The organism is Ruegeria sp. BHSB064 (assembly GCF_059613205.1).
The window spans coordinates 1-15723 of sequence record NZ_JBXWSB010000107.1; the positions used below are offsets into that span (position 1 = coordinate 1).

A 15723-nucleotide genomic window follows, 5' to 3' on the forward strand; every position below is an offset into this window, starting at 1 on the left:
GATCGATTCCCTTTGTCCCGTTATCCGCATGAGCTGTCTGGTGGGCAGCGCCAGCGTGTGGTGATCGCCATGGCCATTGCCCTGCGCCCCAAGCTGCTGATCGCGGACGAGCCAACAACGGCGCTGGATGTCACCACGCAGGCGCAGATCCTCGAATTGCTCAGGGGATTGGTGCGCGAATATGACATGGGTCTGCTGATGATCACCCATGATCTGGCTGTGGTCGCGGATATGGCTGACCAAATCACCGTTATGCGTCACGGGGAAGTGGTTGAAAGCGGTGGGACCAATCATCTGTTGCACAACATGCAGCACCCTTACACCCGTATGCTGTTTGAGGCATCCGGCCATCAGGTCACGCTGCCGGAACCACCGCAGCCGCAGCCGTTGCTGGAAGTGAGCCAGGTCGTGCGTGAGTACTGCCTGCCCCGTAAGGGATTATTTGACAGGCCGCGTCATCACCGGGCTGTGGATGGTGTAAGCTTTACCCTCAACCGAGGAGAGCGTTTGGGGCTGGTGGGTGAGTCCGGCTGCGGGAAATCGACCCTAACTCGGGCTATTTTAGGGCTGGAAGAGGTGCAATCCGGCCAGATTCGACTGGACGGGCAGCCTGTGTTCACAGGTCACAAACCCAACCTTGCGGTGCGCCGGAAGATGCAGGTGGTTTTCCAGGACCCCTTTGGCAGTTTCAACCCGCGCCACCGTGTTGCGCGTCTGATCACCGAACCGTTCCATCTGCTGGATACCCCGCCGACCGGATCAGACCGTCAGGATCGGATCGCTGAGATGCTGACAGCGGTCGGTCTCAGCCCGGATGATGCGGGCAAGTACATTCACGAATTCTCGGGCGGTCAGCGCCAGCGGATTGCTATCGCGCGAGCGCTGATCATCCAGCCCGAATTGATTCTGTTTGACGAGGCCGTCTCGGCGCTTGACGTGTCAGTCCGGGCTCAAATCCTGGATCTGTTGGCCGAGCTTTGCGACGCCTACGATCTGACCTATCTGTTCATCAGTCATGACCTGAGCGTTGTGCGCACCGTCACCGACCGCGTTTTGGTGATGCAATCCGGCCAGATCGTGGAACAGGGCAAGACCGATCAGGTCTTTGAGGCGCCACAGCACCCCTACACACAAACCCTGATCGCAGCCGCACCCCGATTGCCAGAACTTGGACAGCTGTTGGCCTGAAACCTATAGATAGAGCCTGAAACGGAGGCGAAATTGACGCAAAAGATATGGTTCGACCCCGCTCTTTGCCTGATTGATGAACGCTGGGTGCCCGCGTCCTCGGGTGAATCTCTGCCGCTCATCAACCCCTCGGACGGGACCGAAATCTGCCGGATCGCACGTGGCTCCGAACCAGATGTCGACGCCGCAGTTCAAGCGGCTCAAGCCGCAACGAAAGGCGATTGGGGGCGTAAAACGGCGTTGGAGCGGGGGCGTATTCTGACGAGGTTGGGTCAGCTGGTGCTGGAACGGGTCGAGGATCTTGCGCAGCTTGAGGCGATGGATGTGGGCAAGCCGCTGACGCAAGCCCGTGCCGATGCTGTCGCGCTGGCCCGGTATTGCGAATTCTATGGCGGTGCAGCGGACAAGGTGATGGGAGAGACCATCCCCTATCTCGATGGATACACTGTTTATACGTTGCGAGAACCGCATGGGGTGACGGGCCATATCGTGCCGTGGAACTATCCGATGCAGATCATCGGCCGTTCGGTCGGTGCAGCGCTGGCCATGGGCAATGCTTGCGTTCTGAAACCTGCAGAGGAAGCGTGTTTAACGGCATTGGCCTTTGCTCATCTGGCGCAGCAGGCGGGTTTGCCTGCCGGTGCTTTGAACGTCGTGCCCGGTTTTGGATCTGAGGCGGGCGCAGCGCTGTCGGCGCATCCAGATGTCAACCATATCTCGTTCACGGGCTCTGTCGCCACCGGGGCCCTGGTGCAACAGGCAGCTGGCCGCAATGTGGTGCCTGTAACGCTGGAGCTGGGTGGGAAATCCCCTCAACTAGTCTTTGACGATGCCGATCTGGACGCGGCGCTGCCGTTTTTGGTGAATGCTGGCATACAGAACGCAGGGCAGACCTGTTCAGCCTCGTCCCGCATTCTGGTTCAGCGTGGCGTATACGATCAAGTCAAGTCCCGTATGTCTGAAGCCTATGAACAGCTGACCGTCGGACCTGCAATGCAGGATCTGCGCGTGGGGCCCTTGATCTCGGACCGGCAGAAACAGATCGTCAGTGGTTTTCTGGGCAAAGGCACGGATCTTACCATCGCGGCACAGGGGCAGATTGTCAGTGACGCGCCTGAAACCGGCGCTTACGTCCGGCCCACCTTGTTTGCTGATGTACCGCCTGATCATGTGCTGGCACGGGACGAGATATTTGGCCCGGTTCAGGTTTTGATCCCGTTTGACACCGAAGAACAGGCTCTAACAATTGCAAACAGCACGGAATACGGTCTGGTTGCCAGCATCTGGACGCGCGACGGGGCCCGGCAGATGCGATTGGCGAAGGGGCTTCATTCTGGGCAGGTCTTCATAAACAACTACGGCGCTGGGGGCGGCGTTGAATTGCCCTTTGGCGGTGTGGGCAAATCCGGTCACGGTCGCGAAAAAGGGTTCGAGGCGTTGTACGGGTTCTCACAACTTAAGACAGTTGCCGCCTATCACGGTTAAACGACGACCTCGATCGCTTCTTGCGCACCGACCCCAAACACTCGTTTGTAACGCTTGATCTGGTCTTGTGGTCCCATCGCCTTTTCCGGGTTGTCCGACAGTTTCACCGTGGGGCGCCCGTTGGCGGATACCGCTTTGCAGACCAATGAGAACGGGGCCAGTGCGTCATTGGGCACAAGTCCGCGAAAATCGTTGGTCAGCAAAGTGCCCCAGCCAAAGGAAATATTGGCGCGACCTGCGAATTGGGTGTGCAATTCCTGAATTTTCTCGACGTCCAAACCATCTGAGAAAATGATCCGCTTTTGGGTCGGATCTTCGCCGCGCGACTTCCACCACTCGATGGCCACTTCGGCCCCTGCCGCCGGATCGCCGCTGTCGATGCGTATACCGGTCCAGCCAGCCAACCAGTCGGGGGCGTTGTCCAGGAAACCTTTGGTTCCATAAGTGTCGGGCAAAATGATGCGCAGGTTGCCGTCATGCTCATCATGCCAGTCGCTCAGGACGTCGTAAGGGGCCTGCGCCAGTTCTGCGTCGGTGTCGGCCAGCGCGGAATAGACCATGGGTAATTCATGCGCGTTGGTGCCGATGGCCTCAACTTCGCGCCGCATGGCGATCAGGCAATTTGACGTCCCGGTAAACGACGCGCCCAATCCTTCCATCATCGCTTGCACGCACCAATCCTGCCACAGAAAGGAATGCCGCCGCCGCGTGCCGAAGTCCGCAATGCTCAAACCGTCAACCGAGCTCAGCTTTTCGATCTTTTCCCACACGCGGGTCATCGCGCGGGCATAAAGCACCTGCAGCTCGAACCTTCGCATGTCATTGAGAACGGCGCGCGATCGCAGCTCCATCAACACCGCCAGCGCAGGGATTTCCCACAGCATGACCTCATGCCATTTGCCTTCGAAGGTCAGTTCATATTGATCGCCCTTGCGTTCCAGATGGTAGGGCGGCAGGCGCATATTCTCGAACCATTCCATGAAATCCGAGCGGAACATCTGCCGCTTTCCATAGAACATATTGCCCCGAAGCCAGGTACTTTCGCCCCGGCTCAGACGAAGGGAACAGATGTGATCCAGTTGTTCCCGCAGTTCTCCTTCGTCGATCAATTTCGCCAAAGGAACGTGATTCGAGCGGTTTATCAGGGAAAACGCCACCGTAGTTTGGGGCTTGTTTCGAAACACTGACTGACACATCAGCAGTTTGTAGAAGTCCGTATCGATCAAAGACCGGACAATCGGGTCAATCTGCCATTTGTGATTGTATACACGGGTCGCAATGTCGACCATGGGGAACTCCTGCAATTTCCGTAGTTAGATCAATCGACAACGGGAATGGCAAGAGTCGCTGATTTGGTGACAATGCCAGTATGACGTCACATTACCGGCATATTGTGCATTGTTTTCATCGGTTAGTGAGAAGAGGGGATGGAAATACGGAACTGAGTTTGTGAATGGGTCTCGAGTACGATTTTGATATTGTTAAAGCAGCACTAGACGATTTTGACACCGAAAAGCCGGAGGTTCAGAGGGATGGGGGCCGTCAGGTGCATGCGGTTTTCCGCGACATTAGAACTGCGGATGCTTTGCGGGGAACGTCGCCGAAGATTCGCAAGATGTTCCTGGACGCCGGGTTCAGTCTTGAGTCGCGCAACAGCGGCATCGTGCCGGGTGTTTTTCCCGCCGAGGATCAAGCCGACCGCGTGCGGGTTCTGAGGTCACTATTTGCCAATATAAAGACGCGCGGTGTTCGGGGGGAATATTGCGGCGAATTCGACCTGATGGATTTTCTGAGTTATGTGCGTTCCGCGCAGCCGATGTCCGGGATCGTGCGCACGCGTCAAGTACGCTCGCCACCGCCGCCGACGCAGCCTAGTGCGGATCGGAGGACTGTGCCGGGCCGCATCGGTTTGGCATTAGGGTTGGCGGTCGTTTTGTTTGTGCTTCTCAAGCTGTTGGCCGCAGCCGGTGCGACCCCTTAGATCAGGGTAACTCCGGCGTCGCGCATGGCCTGTTCCGCTGCGCTCAGCGATCCGTCCATATCGATGGCGCGGCAGGCATCCGTGCGAACGGTGACATCAAACCCCAATCGCGCGGCATCCACGGCCGAGTAGTGAACGCAGAAATCAGTGGCCAAACCAACAAGCGTCAAACGGTCGATGCCGCGGGTTTCCAGATAGCCTTTCAGCCCTGTGGGCGTTTTGTGATCATTCTCAAAAAATGCAGAATAGCTGTCGATGGCACCGCGAAACCCTTTGCGGAGGATCAAATCGCCGTTTACGCGGAGATCGGAATGAAATGCGGCCCCCTGCGATCCTTGAACACAATGGTCGGGCCAGAGAACCTGAGGGCCGTAGGGCATTTCGATCAGATCAAATGGGTTTTTCCCTTCATGTGAACTGGCGAAGGAAGAATGTCCTGCAGGGTGCCAGTCTTGTGTCAGGATCACAGCGTCAAATTCGTCCATCATTGCGTTGATGGGGGCGACGATTTCATCCCCTCCGGCCACCGCCAACGCGCCGCCGGGGCAGAAATCGTTCTGAACATCGATGACGAGCAGGGCATGGGTCATTGCGGCCTCCTTTGATTGTCTTATCGGTAGGGGGCGGGGCGTCAGGCGTCAATGCACTCCCTTGCGACTTCGGGTCTACGAAGGTAAATCGCGCCTATGTATACCATCGCTGCCCTGTATCATTTCACACGTTTCCCGGATCCCGTCGCGTTGCGCGACCCGCTGCTGGAGCTGTGCCGCGCCCAATCGGTCACCGGCACATTGCTGCTGGCGCACGAAGGGGTCAACGGTACCATCGCAGGTCCGCGTGCTGGAATAGATGCCGTGCTGGCACATATCCGCGCTTTGCCCGGTTGCGCGGATCTTGAGTGGAAAGAGGCGACCTCGGATCATCCGCCATTTGGCAAGATGAAGGTGCGGCTGAAGAAAGAAATCGTGACCATGGGGCAGCCGGATGTCGATCCGCGTGCCCGCGTTGGCAACTATGTCGAGCCGCAGGACTGGAACGACCTTATCCGCTCGGACGATGTTGTGGTGATCGACACGCGCAACGACTACGAAGTGGCGATAGGCACGTTTGAAGGTGCAATAGACCCTGAAACAGCCAGTTTCCGCGATTTTCCGGCGTGGTGGGAAGACAACAAGGACCGTTTTCACAACAAGCGCGTTGCCATGTTCTGCACTGGGGGTATCCGCTGCGAAAAATCCACCAATTACCTGCTGGGACAGGGGGTCGAGGACGTCTATCACCTCAAAGGCGGCATCTTGCGGTATCTGGAGGAAACGCCCGCTGAAGACAGCACCTGGCAGGGTGAGTGTTTCGTATTCGACAATCGCGTTTCCGTTGGTCATGGCCTTGTGGAAGGTCCGCACATGCTTTGCCATGGGTGCCGTCGTCCGATCTTGCCCGAGGATATGAACCGCCCGGAATTCGAACATGGCGTGTCCTGTCACCAATGTATCGATGAGACATCGGAGGCTGACAAAATGCGCTTTCGCGAGCGGCAAAAGCAGATCCTGCTGGCACGTGAACGGGGTGAGACGCATTTGCGGCAGGACTGAATTCGGGTTGCAGGCCCTTGCGTTAGGTCGGATGATCACCTGAAGTTCTGCGCAAGGGGGCGTCATGCACCGCAAACCCACAACATTGGAAGAATGGAAATCGACCCTTCTGGCTGCGTTGGGTTTGGTTCTGGCGAGTTTTCTCGCTTGGTATGGCCTTTCACGCCTGAGCGAAGCGACCGCAGGCGACACGATTGGCACAATTGCTTCAGTTGGTCTGTTGATCTGGCTGGTGTCGCAGTCCTGGTATTACATGACCCAAGTGAAATCGCCGCGCAGGCTTTTGTTTCTGATGGGGGTGTCGTTCATACAGGTTGTCCCGTTCCTGTTCGCTGCCGTCTATGGTGCCTTCGGATACAACGATCATTGTGTTGTGGGTGCAAAAGGTCCGGGTGATATTTTGTATTTTTCCTACGTGACCTTCACAACGGTTGGATATGGCGACATGTCCCCAACCGGCCTGTGCCGGGGACTTGCCGTGTCCGAGGCTGTGACGGGATATATTCTGCTGGGCATGTTTGTTGCGGCGGCAGTCGCGCTTTACGCGCGTAATCACAGCCAAGAAGACCCGAAATAGGGTCTATTTGTTGTGATCAATCCAGCGCGACATAATATTCTTGTCACGAAAACACTCGGACGGGATCGGGCGGCGTTTGCTGCGTGAAATCCGCTCGGCAAAGGCGACCTGCTTGCCTGTTGGGTAATTGTCGAATTGCGACGTGCCGCGCGGCTTGTGTGTTGAAATCCAATCCGACAGCAGCTTTCGGTCACGTTGCGCCTCGGCCGGTATCTCCAAGGCCGACTTTTCGGCAATCGCGCGGGCATAGCGCATCTGCCGGTCCGTCACCGGAAGCAAATGGTAGTCGTTGCTGGGCCCGTTCAGGGCAGATTGGCGCGAGTGCTGGGCCATCGGTTTATCCTCTGACTATGTGGAACATAAATAGAACATTAACCAAAATTTTCAAGGTTTGGGGGCTTCAGTTGGCATGATCCTGCCGCTTGAATGATTTTATTGACTGGTCAATCAATAATCTTTAGGGCCGATTTCAACGAACCAATTGTCCCGTTCAGACGGGTGAATAGAAGAGGAATTGGTATGAAGTTTCAGCCCAAAGCCAGCCATTTCATTGATGGCGCTTATGTCGAAGATACAGATGGTGCCGCCATCGACGTGATCTATCCGGCCACCGGCGAGGTGATCGCACGAGTGCATTCAGCCACACCCGCAATCGTTGAAAAGGCTCTAAATAGCGCAAAAAGGGCCCAGACGGCTTGGGCCGCTATGTCGGGAACCGAGCGGGGGCGGGTGTTGCGCCGTGCAGCCGACATCATGCGCGAACGCAATTACGACCTTTCTGTTCTGGAAACACATGACACCGGAAAACCCATCCAGGAAACCACCGTGGCGGATGCCACCTCGGGCGCGGATGCTCTGGAGTACTTTGGTGGCCTGGCAGGCAGTTTGACCGGCGAACATATTCCGTTGGGCGGGGGAGATTTTGTCTACACGATCCGCGAGGCTCTGGGCGTTTGCGTCGGGATCGGTGCCTGGAATTACCCAACTCAAATCGCTTGCTGGAAAGGGGCCCCGGCGCTGGCCTGCGGTAACACGATGGTGTTCAAACCTTCGGAAACCACGCCTCTTTCGGCGTTAAAAGTAGCAGAAATCTTAATCGAGGCCGGTGCGCCAAAAGGCGTTTACAACGTGATCCAGGGGTATGGGGATGTGGGCGCTGCGCTGGTCACTGATCCGCGCGTGGCCAAGGTCTCGCTGACTGGCTCTGTTCCCACCGGCCGCAAGGTCTATGCCGCGGCAGCAGAAGGCATGAAACACGTCACCATGGAATTGGGCGGTAAATCCCCGATGATCGTGTTTGACGACGCCGATATCGAAAACGCCGTTTCAGGCGCTATTTTGGGCAACTTCTATTCATCGGGTCAGGTCTGTTCCAACGGTACCCGCGTGTTTGTGCAAAAAGGTATCAAAGGAACTTTCCTCAAACGCCTGTCCGAACGTCTGGCCAACGCCAAAATCGGCGACCCCATGGATGAGAATGTCAGCTTTGGCCCGATGGTCAGCGAAAATCAGATGAATATTGCTCTGGGCTATATCGAAAAAGGCAAGGCCGAGGGCGCGCGTCTGGTCTATGGTGGTGAGCGGATAGATGGCGATGGGTTCTACATGCAACCCACAGTTTTTGCCGACGTGACCGACGACATGACCATCGCGCGCGAAGAAATCTTTGGCCCGGTGATGTCTGTGCTGGATTTTGACACCGAAGCTGAAGTCATGGCCCGCGCCAACGATACCGAATTTGGTCTGGCGGCCGGTGTCTTCACAAGCGATTTGACTCGAGCCCACCGCGTGGTGGCCGGGTTCGAGGCGGGCACCTGTTATATCAACACCTACAACCTGGCCCCTGTCGAAGCCCCGTTTGGTGGATCGAAAATGTCAGGCGTGGGTCGCGAAAACTCGAAGCTTGCGATTAACCATTTCAGTGAGATGAAAACCGTCTATGTCTCGATGAACGAGGTCGAAGCTCCGTATTAAGGATCGGGCGCTTGCAGATATGCCCGTTTTCCCTCTGTTCCCGGCTCGATAGACCGGGAGCAGAGCATCTTTGCGGGGCATAATTTAAGCCTGCTTCGCGGACCGATTTTTTTGCTCAAACTCAGACAGCGCGTCACTGGCAAAAATGAGTTTGACTGCGACCATGGTGCCAATCCATCTGTGTGATCCTCCTACGTTATATTGCAAGATTTGTTGTGAAGCGTGCCTTCCTGGTGTCAGTCCGGGCTGACCGCGTTCAGCATCTCGGTGATTTGTTTCCGTGCTAACTCACTGTTTTCAAGCAGCCCCTCAGCGTCCTGCAAAGGTTTTTCCAGATGCCGAACGGGCGCATTCAACAGGGCTTGTGTGGTTTGATTGAGGATCGCGTATTTCCCGTCCTGAGGTTCAAGCGTCTCACTCGGCAGGCCTGCCAACCAGAAGAGGCGGTTTGCGGCTTCTCTTTCTCCCAGGTTTTTCAGGATTTCGGCCGCGGTCTCAAAGTCCTGCGTTTTGTCCATCGCTTGCGCCCGTAATGTAAGAGATTTGTCCGAATTGTCCTCGGCCAGCTCAAGCAAAGCATGGTGCGGACGCCCTGCATAAAGGGCTGCTTTGGCACGCAAGCGGGCTCTCTCAATGCGATGCGTTTGATCTTCAGGTCGGTTGGACAGGACAAATGCCTGCTCCGCAAAACCAAGTGCGATAAGTCGATCACTGAGGGCGATTGCTGCATCTGTTGTGAGATCAGCAGCGTTGCCGGCCTGCAGCACTTGAAAGGTTTGACGTAAAAAGGTCACGTCGTCAGAACGCTCCGCCAACAGATGGAAATGATTGTTGAATGCGCGATCCCGGTCTTGGCCGCTTGGCAGGTTCAGGATTATGTCGAAGGCAGGGTCGAAATCCTGGTTCAGGCTCAGAGCGATCGCATGGGTGCGGGCCATCATTGGACCCAAATCTGAGCGTCGATATTCGACCGCAAAAGACGCTGCCAGCTGCAGTTCCTGCGATGAAACTGCAATGCGGTCGGCCCAACGCTTTTCGATCAGGCGCGCCAAAGCCACCGGCGCATCCGGCGAGGCTTTGGGTGACGATACAATTTCGTTCAGCAGTTCTTCTTCTTTGGCCCCATTGCCTTCTGCAGCAGCAACAACAGCTTTGGCATGTTTTGTGCTGGTTGAGGTGGTCTGTTCGACGCGATCGACCGACCTTATCACTCTGCGGGCGGCCTCCATCTTCTGGGCGTCAACCAGAATCTCGGACAGCTGCGTTCCGAACTGGCGACGCAGGTGGGCAGGTAGCTTGGTAAAAGCCTGCTCTATCGCTTCAACATTCGCATCTGAGGCCAAAGCTTCTTCTGTTAGTACGGCCCAAAGCGATGCGTCACTGTTGCAGCGTTGCAGCCCATTGAAAGGATTAGGGCTTTGGGATGAATTACCATCTACGAGCCGGGCGATCACTTCGATGCGATCCGCTTCATCAGGCTGCGTCTCAAGCAGTTGCAGCGCGGCCAAAGCTTCGGCCCCAAATCCGTGGAACACGAATAGCTTCGACAATTTCAGTGTCTTGTCTGCATCAAGACGGTCAAACTCTGTGTATAGACTTGCTCGCAGTTCAGATACTTGGGTTGCAAAGGGCTCCTCCCCTGACCAGTCTGCGAATGCCAGATCTGCTGTTGTGATGCACGCCGGTTTATCTTCTATTTGCGGCAGCTCGGCATTCAGAATGTTTTCCAGATCATCCAAAACCGAGGACAACCTTATATTCGCACCCAAACCTGTTGGCAGGAGCGTTGCCGCAGATGGCCCAGAGTTGCGCGGACCAACTGATGTCAGGCTTAGACCCAGCAGCTTTCGATCCGCGCCTTGCAGAAGGCGCGTAGACAATTGATCCTTTAGCCCGTGTTCAAGAAGCGGCAGATCCAACGTTGCCACCTGTTTGTCCACATTTGTGCCGAACGTTTCCTTGTTGGTCGTCCGTTTTTTTGGAGGTGGAAGTTCAGCGAGGAGCGGCGGCAGGGTTTCACCTGGCGCGATATCCAAAACGATCATCGAATTTCCGTACAGGAAAGCCGACGCCACGCACTCGCACCCAAACTCCAACTCCAAAGCACCACCGGGTTGAGACTGCAGGATTGATGCAAGTCGGTTCGTCGTCAATCTTCTGAATACCGAACTTGTCTGAAAGGTCGCGTTTTCCAAAGCAAGTGTTAAGTGCGCACCGTTTTTGCGTTGGGCCAGCGTCCAGCCTGTGTCCGGCGGCACGTTGAAAACCAAACGCGTGAATCCGTCATGCTCACCTGATCGAACCGTGACGTTCTGTGCCCCTGCGGCAGTGACCGTTGCGATCAATGCTGCAAACAGAATCCCGAGATGCTTCATGCTGCCGCCTGTTTGAGTTCTTTCAAGGCTTCTTCAAGCTCGGAAAAGCCGGGGCGGTTGTGGGTGGGTGTGTTCTGACGTCCGACCTCGATACACATGGCGGCGTTGTGGTTGTGCAGGTTCGCAACCAGGACTTCCTTGATCAATTGGTAGAAGTGGTTGTCTTCCTCGACCACAGACTTCAGCTTTCCTGCAAAAGGACCGACCAGACCGTAGGCCAGGAACACCCCAAGAAATGTTCCAACAAGCGCACCGCCGATCAGTTTACCCAAAACTTCCGGTGGTTGATCGATCGAGCCCATTGTCTTGATCACTCCCAAAACGGCCGCAACGATCCCAAGCGCGGGCAGGCCATCCGCCACTGTTTGCAACGCGTGGCTTGAATGCATCGCGTGATGAAAGTTCGCGTCCATCCTCTTTTCCAGCACTTCTTCGACCTGGTGCGGATCATCGTAGTTCATCGCGGCAGAGCGCATGGTATCGCAGATCAAATCCACCGCCTCTTTGTCGGATTGAATCTTCGGATATGCAGAAAACAAGCTGGAGCTATCGGGGTCTTCGATATGCCGTTCGACCTCGACAGGATTGGCACGGGCAATACGGATCAGCGAAAACAAAAGGCAAAGAAGGTCGCGATAATCTTCGGGTTTCCATTTCGGGCCTTTGAAGACCTTCCCCATATCTTTGATCGTATGTTTCACACCCCCCAAGTCATTGCTGATCAAAAAAGCGCCAACGGCGGCGCCGCCTATCATCATCATTTCAAACGGAAGCGATTTAAGAATGATGGTCATCTTGCCGCCAGCAGCAAGATAGCCGCCGAAAACCATCACGAAGATGACGACAATTCCAACAATTCCAATCATTTGAGATCTCCGGTTAGGTGGTGCGCAAAACGTGGAAACACGGATGACTACTCGAGTGGGGCCGAGGCATTGCGCCCCGCCATAACAACGCTGATCGTGTAGGCCGCCTCGGGGCTGAGGCCTGTCAGTATCCCGGCCGCTGACTCAGGAGGCATACGTGACAGAAACCCAGCGGCAAAAGTTGGATCCATGGTTTCAAACAACGCTGCTGCGTCTTTGGGTTTCATGGTTTGATAAACATCTGTCAGACGTGTCAGGTCATTCTCTGCTGCGTTATCAGCAACGGCCAAGGTGGCACGCAGGGACTCCTCTGCCTCTTCAAGCGCAACCAGACGTGCATCAATGGCCTGACCTGCGATCTCAAGCGCTTTTTCCTGGTCCCGAAGTGCGTCTTCTCGTAGATTGAGACGTTCTTCCCGCTGCAAAAGCTCTGTCAAAAGCGCCTGAATGTCCCGCGCCTCTGGTGCTATGACTTTGTGGTTTGCTGCTTCAGGTTCGGTTGGCTTCGCAAGGGCTGGTCCCGCCTCTAATCCGACGCGAATAGCAGCAGAGCCCAGCATCAATAAGGCAATGACCGCAAGAACACTGGCCCTTTGACGGGTATCTTGCCGGGGGAGGCGCGAACGGCTCATACCCGGGCTCCACCCTGTTTACGGTCATGGCGGAAGAACATCAGCCCGTCAGGTACTTTGTTCAGCTCTTGCTTCACCTCGGATTCATCGGGTTCGGCAGGTTCATGGGTTGTTTCATTCTCGACATTGCTTGGCTCTTTTGGCTGAATTTCAGCAAGAACCGGCTCTTCCGATGCATCAGGTTTAGCGACTTCTGCACCGGTAATGTCGTGCATTGACGCCATCATGAGCTCCAGTCGCTGCGCGACGCTTTCAGCCCTTTGTGTCAGCGCTCCAAGCTGTTCACCGGACTGATCTGACGCGCTGCGTGCGTCTTCCAGTGATTTTTTCAGTTCTTCCGCTTGAGTTGACAGCACTGCCACGGCACCACCAACTCCTTTCTCCAGATCCGTAAACCGCTTGAGGCGGCGCGACAGAACCAAGCAATACAGACCTGCGCCCAGTGCGCCGGCGACCAGCAAAAAATCCGCAATCAGCTCCAATTCCGCCTCCTAATTCAGGACAAATTCCATGATCAGCACGTCACGAACGCGACCTTCGCCCACGACTATTTCAATGCGCCGCAGCAAGTGGCCCCGGATGCGCATCAGCGCCAGCGAATCTTCAAGATCCTGAAGCTCTACAGCCCGTAGATATCCGTTAAGCACATCCATGATTCGCGGCTGCATTTTTTCCACATCAACCATGTACGGGGCGTTAACCTCGAGTTGTGCATGAAATTTCAGATGCCGAGATCCGCCTGAACTCACTAAAACGATTACGGGTGGAAGATCGATGAATCCGACATCTGCCAGAGCTTTGGCTGGCTTGTCCTTTTCCACGTCCTGACTTGATTCTTTTGCGGCATTACCGCCCAACGGAATCAGCCCTGAAGAGGTCAGGAAATACCCGCCAGCAGCCCCGGCAATTGCCAGAATCACTCCGATAAGCATTGCTTTTTTTCCCTTTTTGTCAGGGGTTTCTGCCTGCTCAGCCGTTGCGTCGGTCATGACGTCCTCATTTATCCGTTCTGTCGTTTCATAACCGGTCAGGGACTAACCGATTGTTAAGGGCAATCGTCCAAACAAAAGGTGCGCCGGGCAGAATGTCGGCGAGTCGGAGGTGAGCGTGCAGCAGATCGGAACTGTCTGGGCAAGTTTGGACAGGCGTAAACAATTCATCGTTGCCGGTGCAGCCGTACTGGTGTTCTTGGGAATTCTCGGAATGTCCCGCCTTGTAACCGCGCCGTCGATGACGCTGCTGTATGCCGGTCTGGAAAGCGGCGCGGCGGGGGACATCGTGCGTGCGTTGGATCAGCGCGGTGTCACCTATGAGATTCGCGGTGGTTCAATCTATGTCCCCGGCGCGCAGCGGGATGAGTTGCGGATGACTCTGGCCAGCGAAGGCCTGCCAGCAAATGGCAACCGGGGGTATGAACTGCTGGATTCGCTGAGCGGGTTTGGCACCACCTCGCAGATGTTCGATGCAGCTTACTGGCGCGCAAAAGAAGGGGAGTTGGCGCGTACAATAGTCGGCAGTCGGCATGTCAGCCAGGCACGTGTGCACATCGCCAACGGCTCGGCGAACCCGTTCCAGCGCAATGTGTCACCTACGGCTTCCGTTTATTTGGTGCCGTCCGGCGCCGACATCACCGGTGATCAGGCCAAGGCCATCCGGTTCCTTGTTGCCTCAGCCGTGAGCGGACTTGCACCCGAGAACGTGACCGTGATTGACTCGAACGGGGCCGTGATCGGTGGGCAAGACACCGCTGTGGCCGCTGAAACAGCGGAAGATAAATCGCGCCAACTGCGTGAACGCGTTCTGCGTCTGGTCGAAGCGCGCGTTGGAACCGGAAATGCGGTGGTCGAGGTCAGTGTAGACACTGAAACCAAAACCGAATCCATCCGCGAGCGACGGTTTGATCCTAAGGGCCGTGTGGCGATCAGCACCGATGTCGAGGAACGCTCGGACAGCGCCCGCAATCAGTCCTCCGATGTCACAGTGGCATCGAACCTGCCCGACGGAGATGGGGCTGGCGGGGATGAATCAAACTCCACCGCAACCCAAACGCGTGAGCGTGTGAACTACGAGGTCTCTGAGACTGAGCTTGAAGTGCATACCGCACCCGGTGCGATCAAAAGACTAACGGTCGCTGTGTTGGTCAACGGGGTCCGGACAGTGGATGGCTCTGGTGTTGAAACATTCGCGCCACTGCCCCAGGCAGAGCTGGATGCGCTTCAGGAACTTGTGGCTTCTGCCGTGGGTTTCGATGCTGCTCGGGGCGATGTGATTACCCTGAAGTCTCTGGACCTGCCTGCTGTAGAGCCGCAAGGCACACTGGCCTCCTATTCAATGTGGCAAAACATTCATCTGGACGCCATGTCTTTGATCCAGATGGCAGTTTTGGCTGTGGTTTCGTTGGTGCTTGCACTGTTCGTCATCCGGCCGATTTTGACAAAGCCACCAATGGCACCGGCGCTGCTGCCTGCCGCAGACGAAACCGGAGGGGATTCTTCGGTATTGACCGGTGAAATCGCATCGGACGAGGCTGCGAATTTCGCACCTTTGCCGCCACAGGCAAGCGTTCCAGCACTGAGCGCGGGCGTGGCTGAAGATCCAGTCGAACGATTGCGAACAATGATCGGGGACAAGCAGGAAGAAACTGTCGAGATTCTGCGCAGTTGGCTTGAAGAAGGCGAGGAGAGGGTGTGATGTCGATTGCCCATCTGCTTGAGGATTTCACCGCTCAGACCAGCACTGGCAGCGTTCTGCTGATTGATGAGGAAACGCTGGAAGAGCAACGGCTTGCATCTTTCGAAGAAGGCTACGGAGCCGGTTGGGAAGACGCCTGTCAGGCACAGGAACAAAGCCGTGGGAAGGTTTCGTCTGAGCTCGCGCAGTCGCTGGAGGACATGTCATTCACCTATCACGAGGCAATGACGCGGATGACCATGTCATTGGAGCCGATGTTTGAAAGTCTGGTCCAAAAGGTTTTGCCCCAGATGGTCGAGCAAGGGCTGGCCGCACGTCTTGTTGAACAATTGTCCGAGATGGCGAGGTCGCAGATCGAGCAG

General features: G+C 56.0%; 15 protein-coding genes and 1 pseudogene. 8 read left to right on the forward strand and 8 right to left on the reverse strand.

Features of this window, described 5'->3' with window-relative positions; genetic code table 11:
* Nucleotides 1-1188, forward strand: a 1188-nt coding sequence (locus tag AC2FNU_RS19540) for a dipeptide ABC transporter ATP-binding protein (RefSeq protein ID WP_496791709.1), incomplete at its 5' end; no start/stop codon positions are given.
* Between the two features lie 33 nt (nucleotides 1189-1221).
* Nucleotides 1222-2673 carry an aldehyde dehydrogenase family protein gene (locus tag AC2FNU_RS19545; RefSeq protein WP_496791710.1) on the forward strand — a complete coding sequence of 484 codons (1452 nt, stop codon included), beginning with the start codon at nucleotides 1222-1224 and terminating at the stop codon, nucleotides 2671-2673.
* Here AC2FNU_RS19545 and pncB read toward each other — a convergent pair.
* On the reverse strand, nucleotides 2670-3962 hold the full coding sequence (pncB, locus tag AC2FNU_RS19550; protein ID WP_496791711.1) for a nicotinate phosphoribosyltransferase: 1293 nt from the start codon (nucleotides 3960-3962) through the stop codon (nucleotides 2670-2672). The two genes, AC2FNU_RS19545 and pncB, sit on opposite strands and share 4 nt — an antisense overlap.
* 164 nt (nucleotides 3963-4126) lie before the next feature.
* On the opposite strand from pncB, the gene AC2FNU_RS19555 reads away from it, so the two are divergent.
* Nucleotides 4127-4654 carry a hypothetical protein gene (locus tag AC2FNU_RS19555; protein ID WP_496791712.1) on the forward strand — a complete coding sequence of 176 codons (528 nt, stop codon included), beginning with the start codon at nucleotides 4127-4129 and terminating at the stop codon, nucleotides 4652-4654.
* Here the strand turns inward: AC2FNU_RS19555 and pncA are convergent.
* Complete coding sequence (gene pncA, locus AC2FNU_RS19560; RefSeq protein WP_496791713.1) at nucleotides 4651-5244, reverse strand: bifunctional nicotinamidase/pyrazinamidase; 594 nt, start codon at nucleotides 5242-5244, stop codon at nucleotides 4651-4653. The genes AC2FNU_RS19555 and pncA overlap by 4 nt on opposite strands.
* A gap of 96 nt (nucleotides 5245-5340) precedes the next feature.
* Between pncA and trhO the strand changes: the two genes are divergently transcribed.
* Entirely contained in the window at nucleotides 5341-6246 is a 906-nt protein-coding gene (gene trhO / locus AC2FNU_RS19565) for an oxygen-dependent tRNA uridine(34) hydroxylase TrhO (protein ID WP_496791714.1), read from the forward strand.
* A 64-nt stretch (nucleotides 6247-6310) separates the two neighbouring features.
* A complete protein-coding gene (locus AC2FNU_RS19570) occupies nucleotides 6311-6823 on the forward strand; it encodes a potassium channel family protein (RefSeq protein ID WP_496791715.1) in 513 nt (170 codons plus the stop codon).
* A gap of 3 nt (nucleotides 6824-6826) precedes the next feature.
* On the opposite strand, the gene AC2FNU_RS19575 is transcribed toward AC2FNU_RS19570, so the two are convergent.
* Nucleotides 6827-7156 (reverse strand): hypothetical protein, encoded by a 330-nt coding sequence (locus AC2FNU_RS19575; protein WP_496791716.1) that lies wholly within the window; start codon nucleotides 7154-7156, stop codon nucleotides 6827-6829.
* Nucleotides 7157-7342: 186 nt separating this feature from the next.
* Here AC2FNU_RS19575 and betB point away from each other — a divergent pair, with 186 nt between their 5' ends.
* Entirely contained in the window at nucleotides 7343-8797 is a 1455-nt protein-coding gene (gene betB, locus AC2FNU_RS19580; protein WP_496791717.1) for a betaine-aldehyde dehydrogenase, read from the forward strand.
* Between the two features lie 236 nt (nucleotides 8798-9033).
* Here the strand turns inward: betB and AC2FNU_RS19585 are convergent, their stop codons facing one another.
* Genes AC2FNU_RS19585 through AC2FNU_RS19605 form a run of 5 tightly spaced genes read right to left on the reverse strand, consistent with a single transcriptional unit; the run spans nucleotide 9034 to nucleotide 13659 of the window.
* On the reverse strand, nucleotides 9034-11172 hold the full coding sequence (locus AC2FNU_RS19585) for a hypothetical protein (RefSeq protein WP_496791718.1): 2139 nt from the start codon (nucleotides 11170-11172) through the stop codon (nucleotides 9034-9036).
* Nucleotides 11169-12038 carry a flagellar motor stator protein MotA gene (gene motA, locus AC2FNU_RS19590; RefSeq protein WP_496791719.1) on the reverse strand — a complete coding sequence of 290 codons (870 nt, stop codon included), beginning with the start codon at nucleotides 12036-12038 and terminating at the stop codon, nucleotides 11169-11171. The genes AC2FNU_RS19585 and motA overlap by 4 nt, the downstream gene beginning before the upstream one ends.
* A gap of 47 nt (nucleotides 12039-12085) precedes the next feature.
* Entirely contained in the window at nucleotides 12086-12670 is a 585-nt protein-coding gene (locus tag AC2FNU_RS19595) for a MotE family protein (RefSeq protein ID WP_496791720.1), read from the reverse strand.
* Nucleotides 12667-13152, reverse strand: coding sequence for a hypothetical protein (locus AC2FNU_RS19600; RefSeq protein ID WP_496791721.1), 486 nt, complete (start codon nucleotides 13150-13152; stop codon nucleotides 12667-12669). Before AC2FNU_RS19600 ends, AC2FNU_RS19595 begins: the two co-directional genes overlap by 4 nt.
* 9 nt (nucleotides 13153-13161) lie before the next feature.
* Nucleotides 13162-13659: a flagellar basal body-associated FliL family protein gene (locus AC2FNU_RS19605; RefSeq protein ID WP_496791722.1), complete on the reverse strand. Its 498-nt coding sequence runs from the start codon at nucleotides 13657-13659 to the stop codon at nucleotides 13162-13164.
* Between the two features lie 118 nt (nucleotides 13660-13777).
* Here AC2FNU_RS19605 and fliF point away from each other — a divergent pair, with 118 nt between their 5' ends.
* Together fliF and AC2FNU_RS19615 are read left to right on the forward strand one after the other, a co-directional pair.
* A complete protein-coding gene (fliF, locus tag AC2FNU_RS19610; RefSeq protein ID WP_496791723.1) occupies nucleotides 13778-15361 on the forward strand; it encodes a flagellar basal-body MS-ring/collar protein FliF in 1584 nt (527 codons plus the stop codon).
* Nucleotides 15361-15723 (forward strand): annotated as a pseudogene (locus tag AC2FNU_RS19615) (ABC transporter ATP-binding protein); the annotation flags it as partial. The gene fliF and the pseudogene AC2FNU_RS19615, both read left to right, overlap by 1 nt.

Coding starts and splice junctions, on each gene's coding strand:
- betB (WP_496791717.1), top strand. CDS start 7,343: ATGAAGTTTCAGCCCAAAGCCAGCCATTTCATTGATGGCGCTTATGTC.
- trhO (WP_496791714.1), top strand. CDS start 5,341: ATGTATACCATCGCTGCCCTGTATCATTTCACACGTTTCCCGGATCCC.
- AC2FNU_RS19555 (WP_496791712.1), top strand. CDS start 4,127: ATGGGTCTCGAGTACGATTTTGATATTGTTAAAGCAGCACTAGACGAT.
- AC2FNU_RS19585 (WP_496791718.1), bottom strand. CDS start 11,172: ATGAAGCATCTCGGGATTCTGTTTGCAGCATTGATCGCAACGGTCACT.
- motA (WP_496791719.1), bottom strand. CDS start 12,038: ATGATTGGAATTGTTGGAATTGTCGTCATCTTCGTGATGGTTTTCGGC.
- AC2FNU_RS19595 (WP_496791720.1), bottom strand. CDS start 12,670: ATGAGCCGTTCGCGCCTCCCCCGGCAAGATACCCGTCAAAGGGCCAGT.
- pncA (WP_496791713.1), bottom strand. CDS start 5,244: ATGACCCATGCCCTGCTCGTCATCGATGTTCAGAACGATTTCTGCCCC.
- AC2FNU_RS19570 (WP_496791715.1), top strand. CDS start 6,311: ATGCACCGCAAACCCACAACATTGGAAGAATGGAAATCGACCCTTCTG.
- pncB (WP_496791711.1), bottom strand. CDS start 3,962: ATGGTCGACATTGCGACCCGTGTATACAATCACAAATGGCAGATTGAC.
- AC2FNU_RS19575 (WP_496791716.1), bottom strand. CDS start 7,156: ATGGCCCAGCACTCGCGCCAATCTGCCCTGAACGGGCCCAGCAACGAC.
- AC2FNU_RS19605 (WP_496791722.1), bottom strand. CDS start 13,659: ATGACCGACGCAACGGCTGAGCAGGCAGAAACCCCTGACAAAAAGGGA.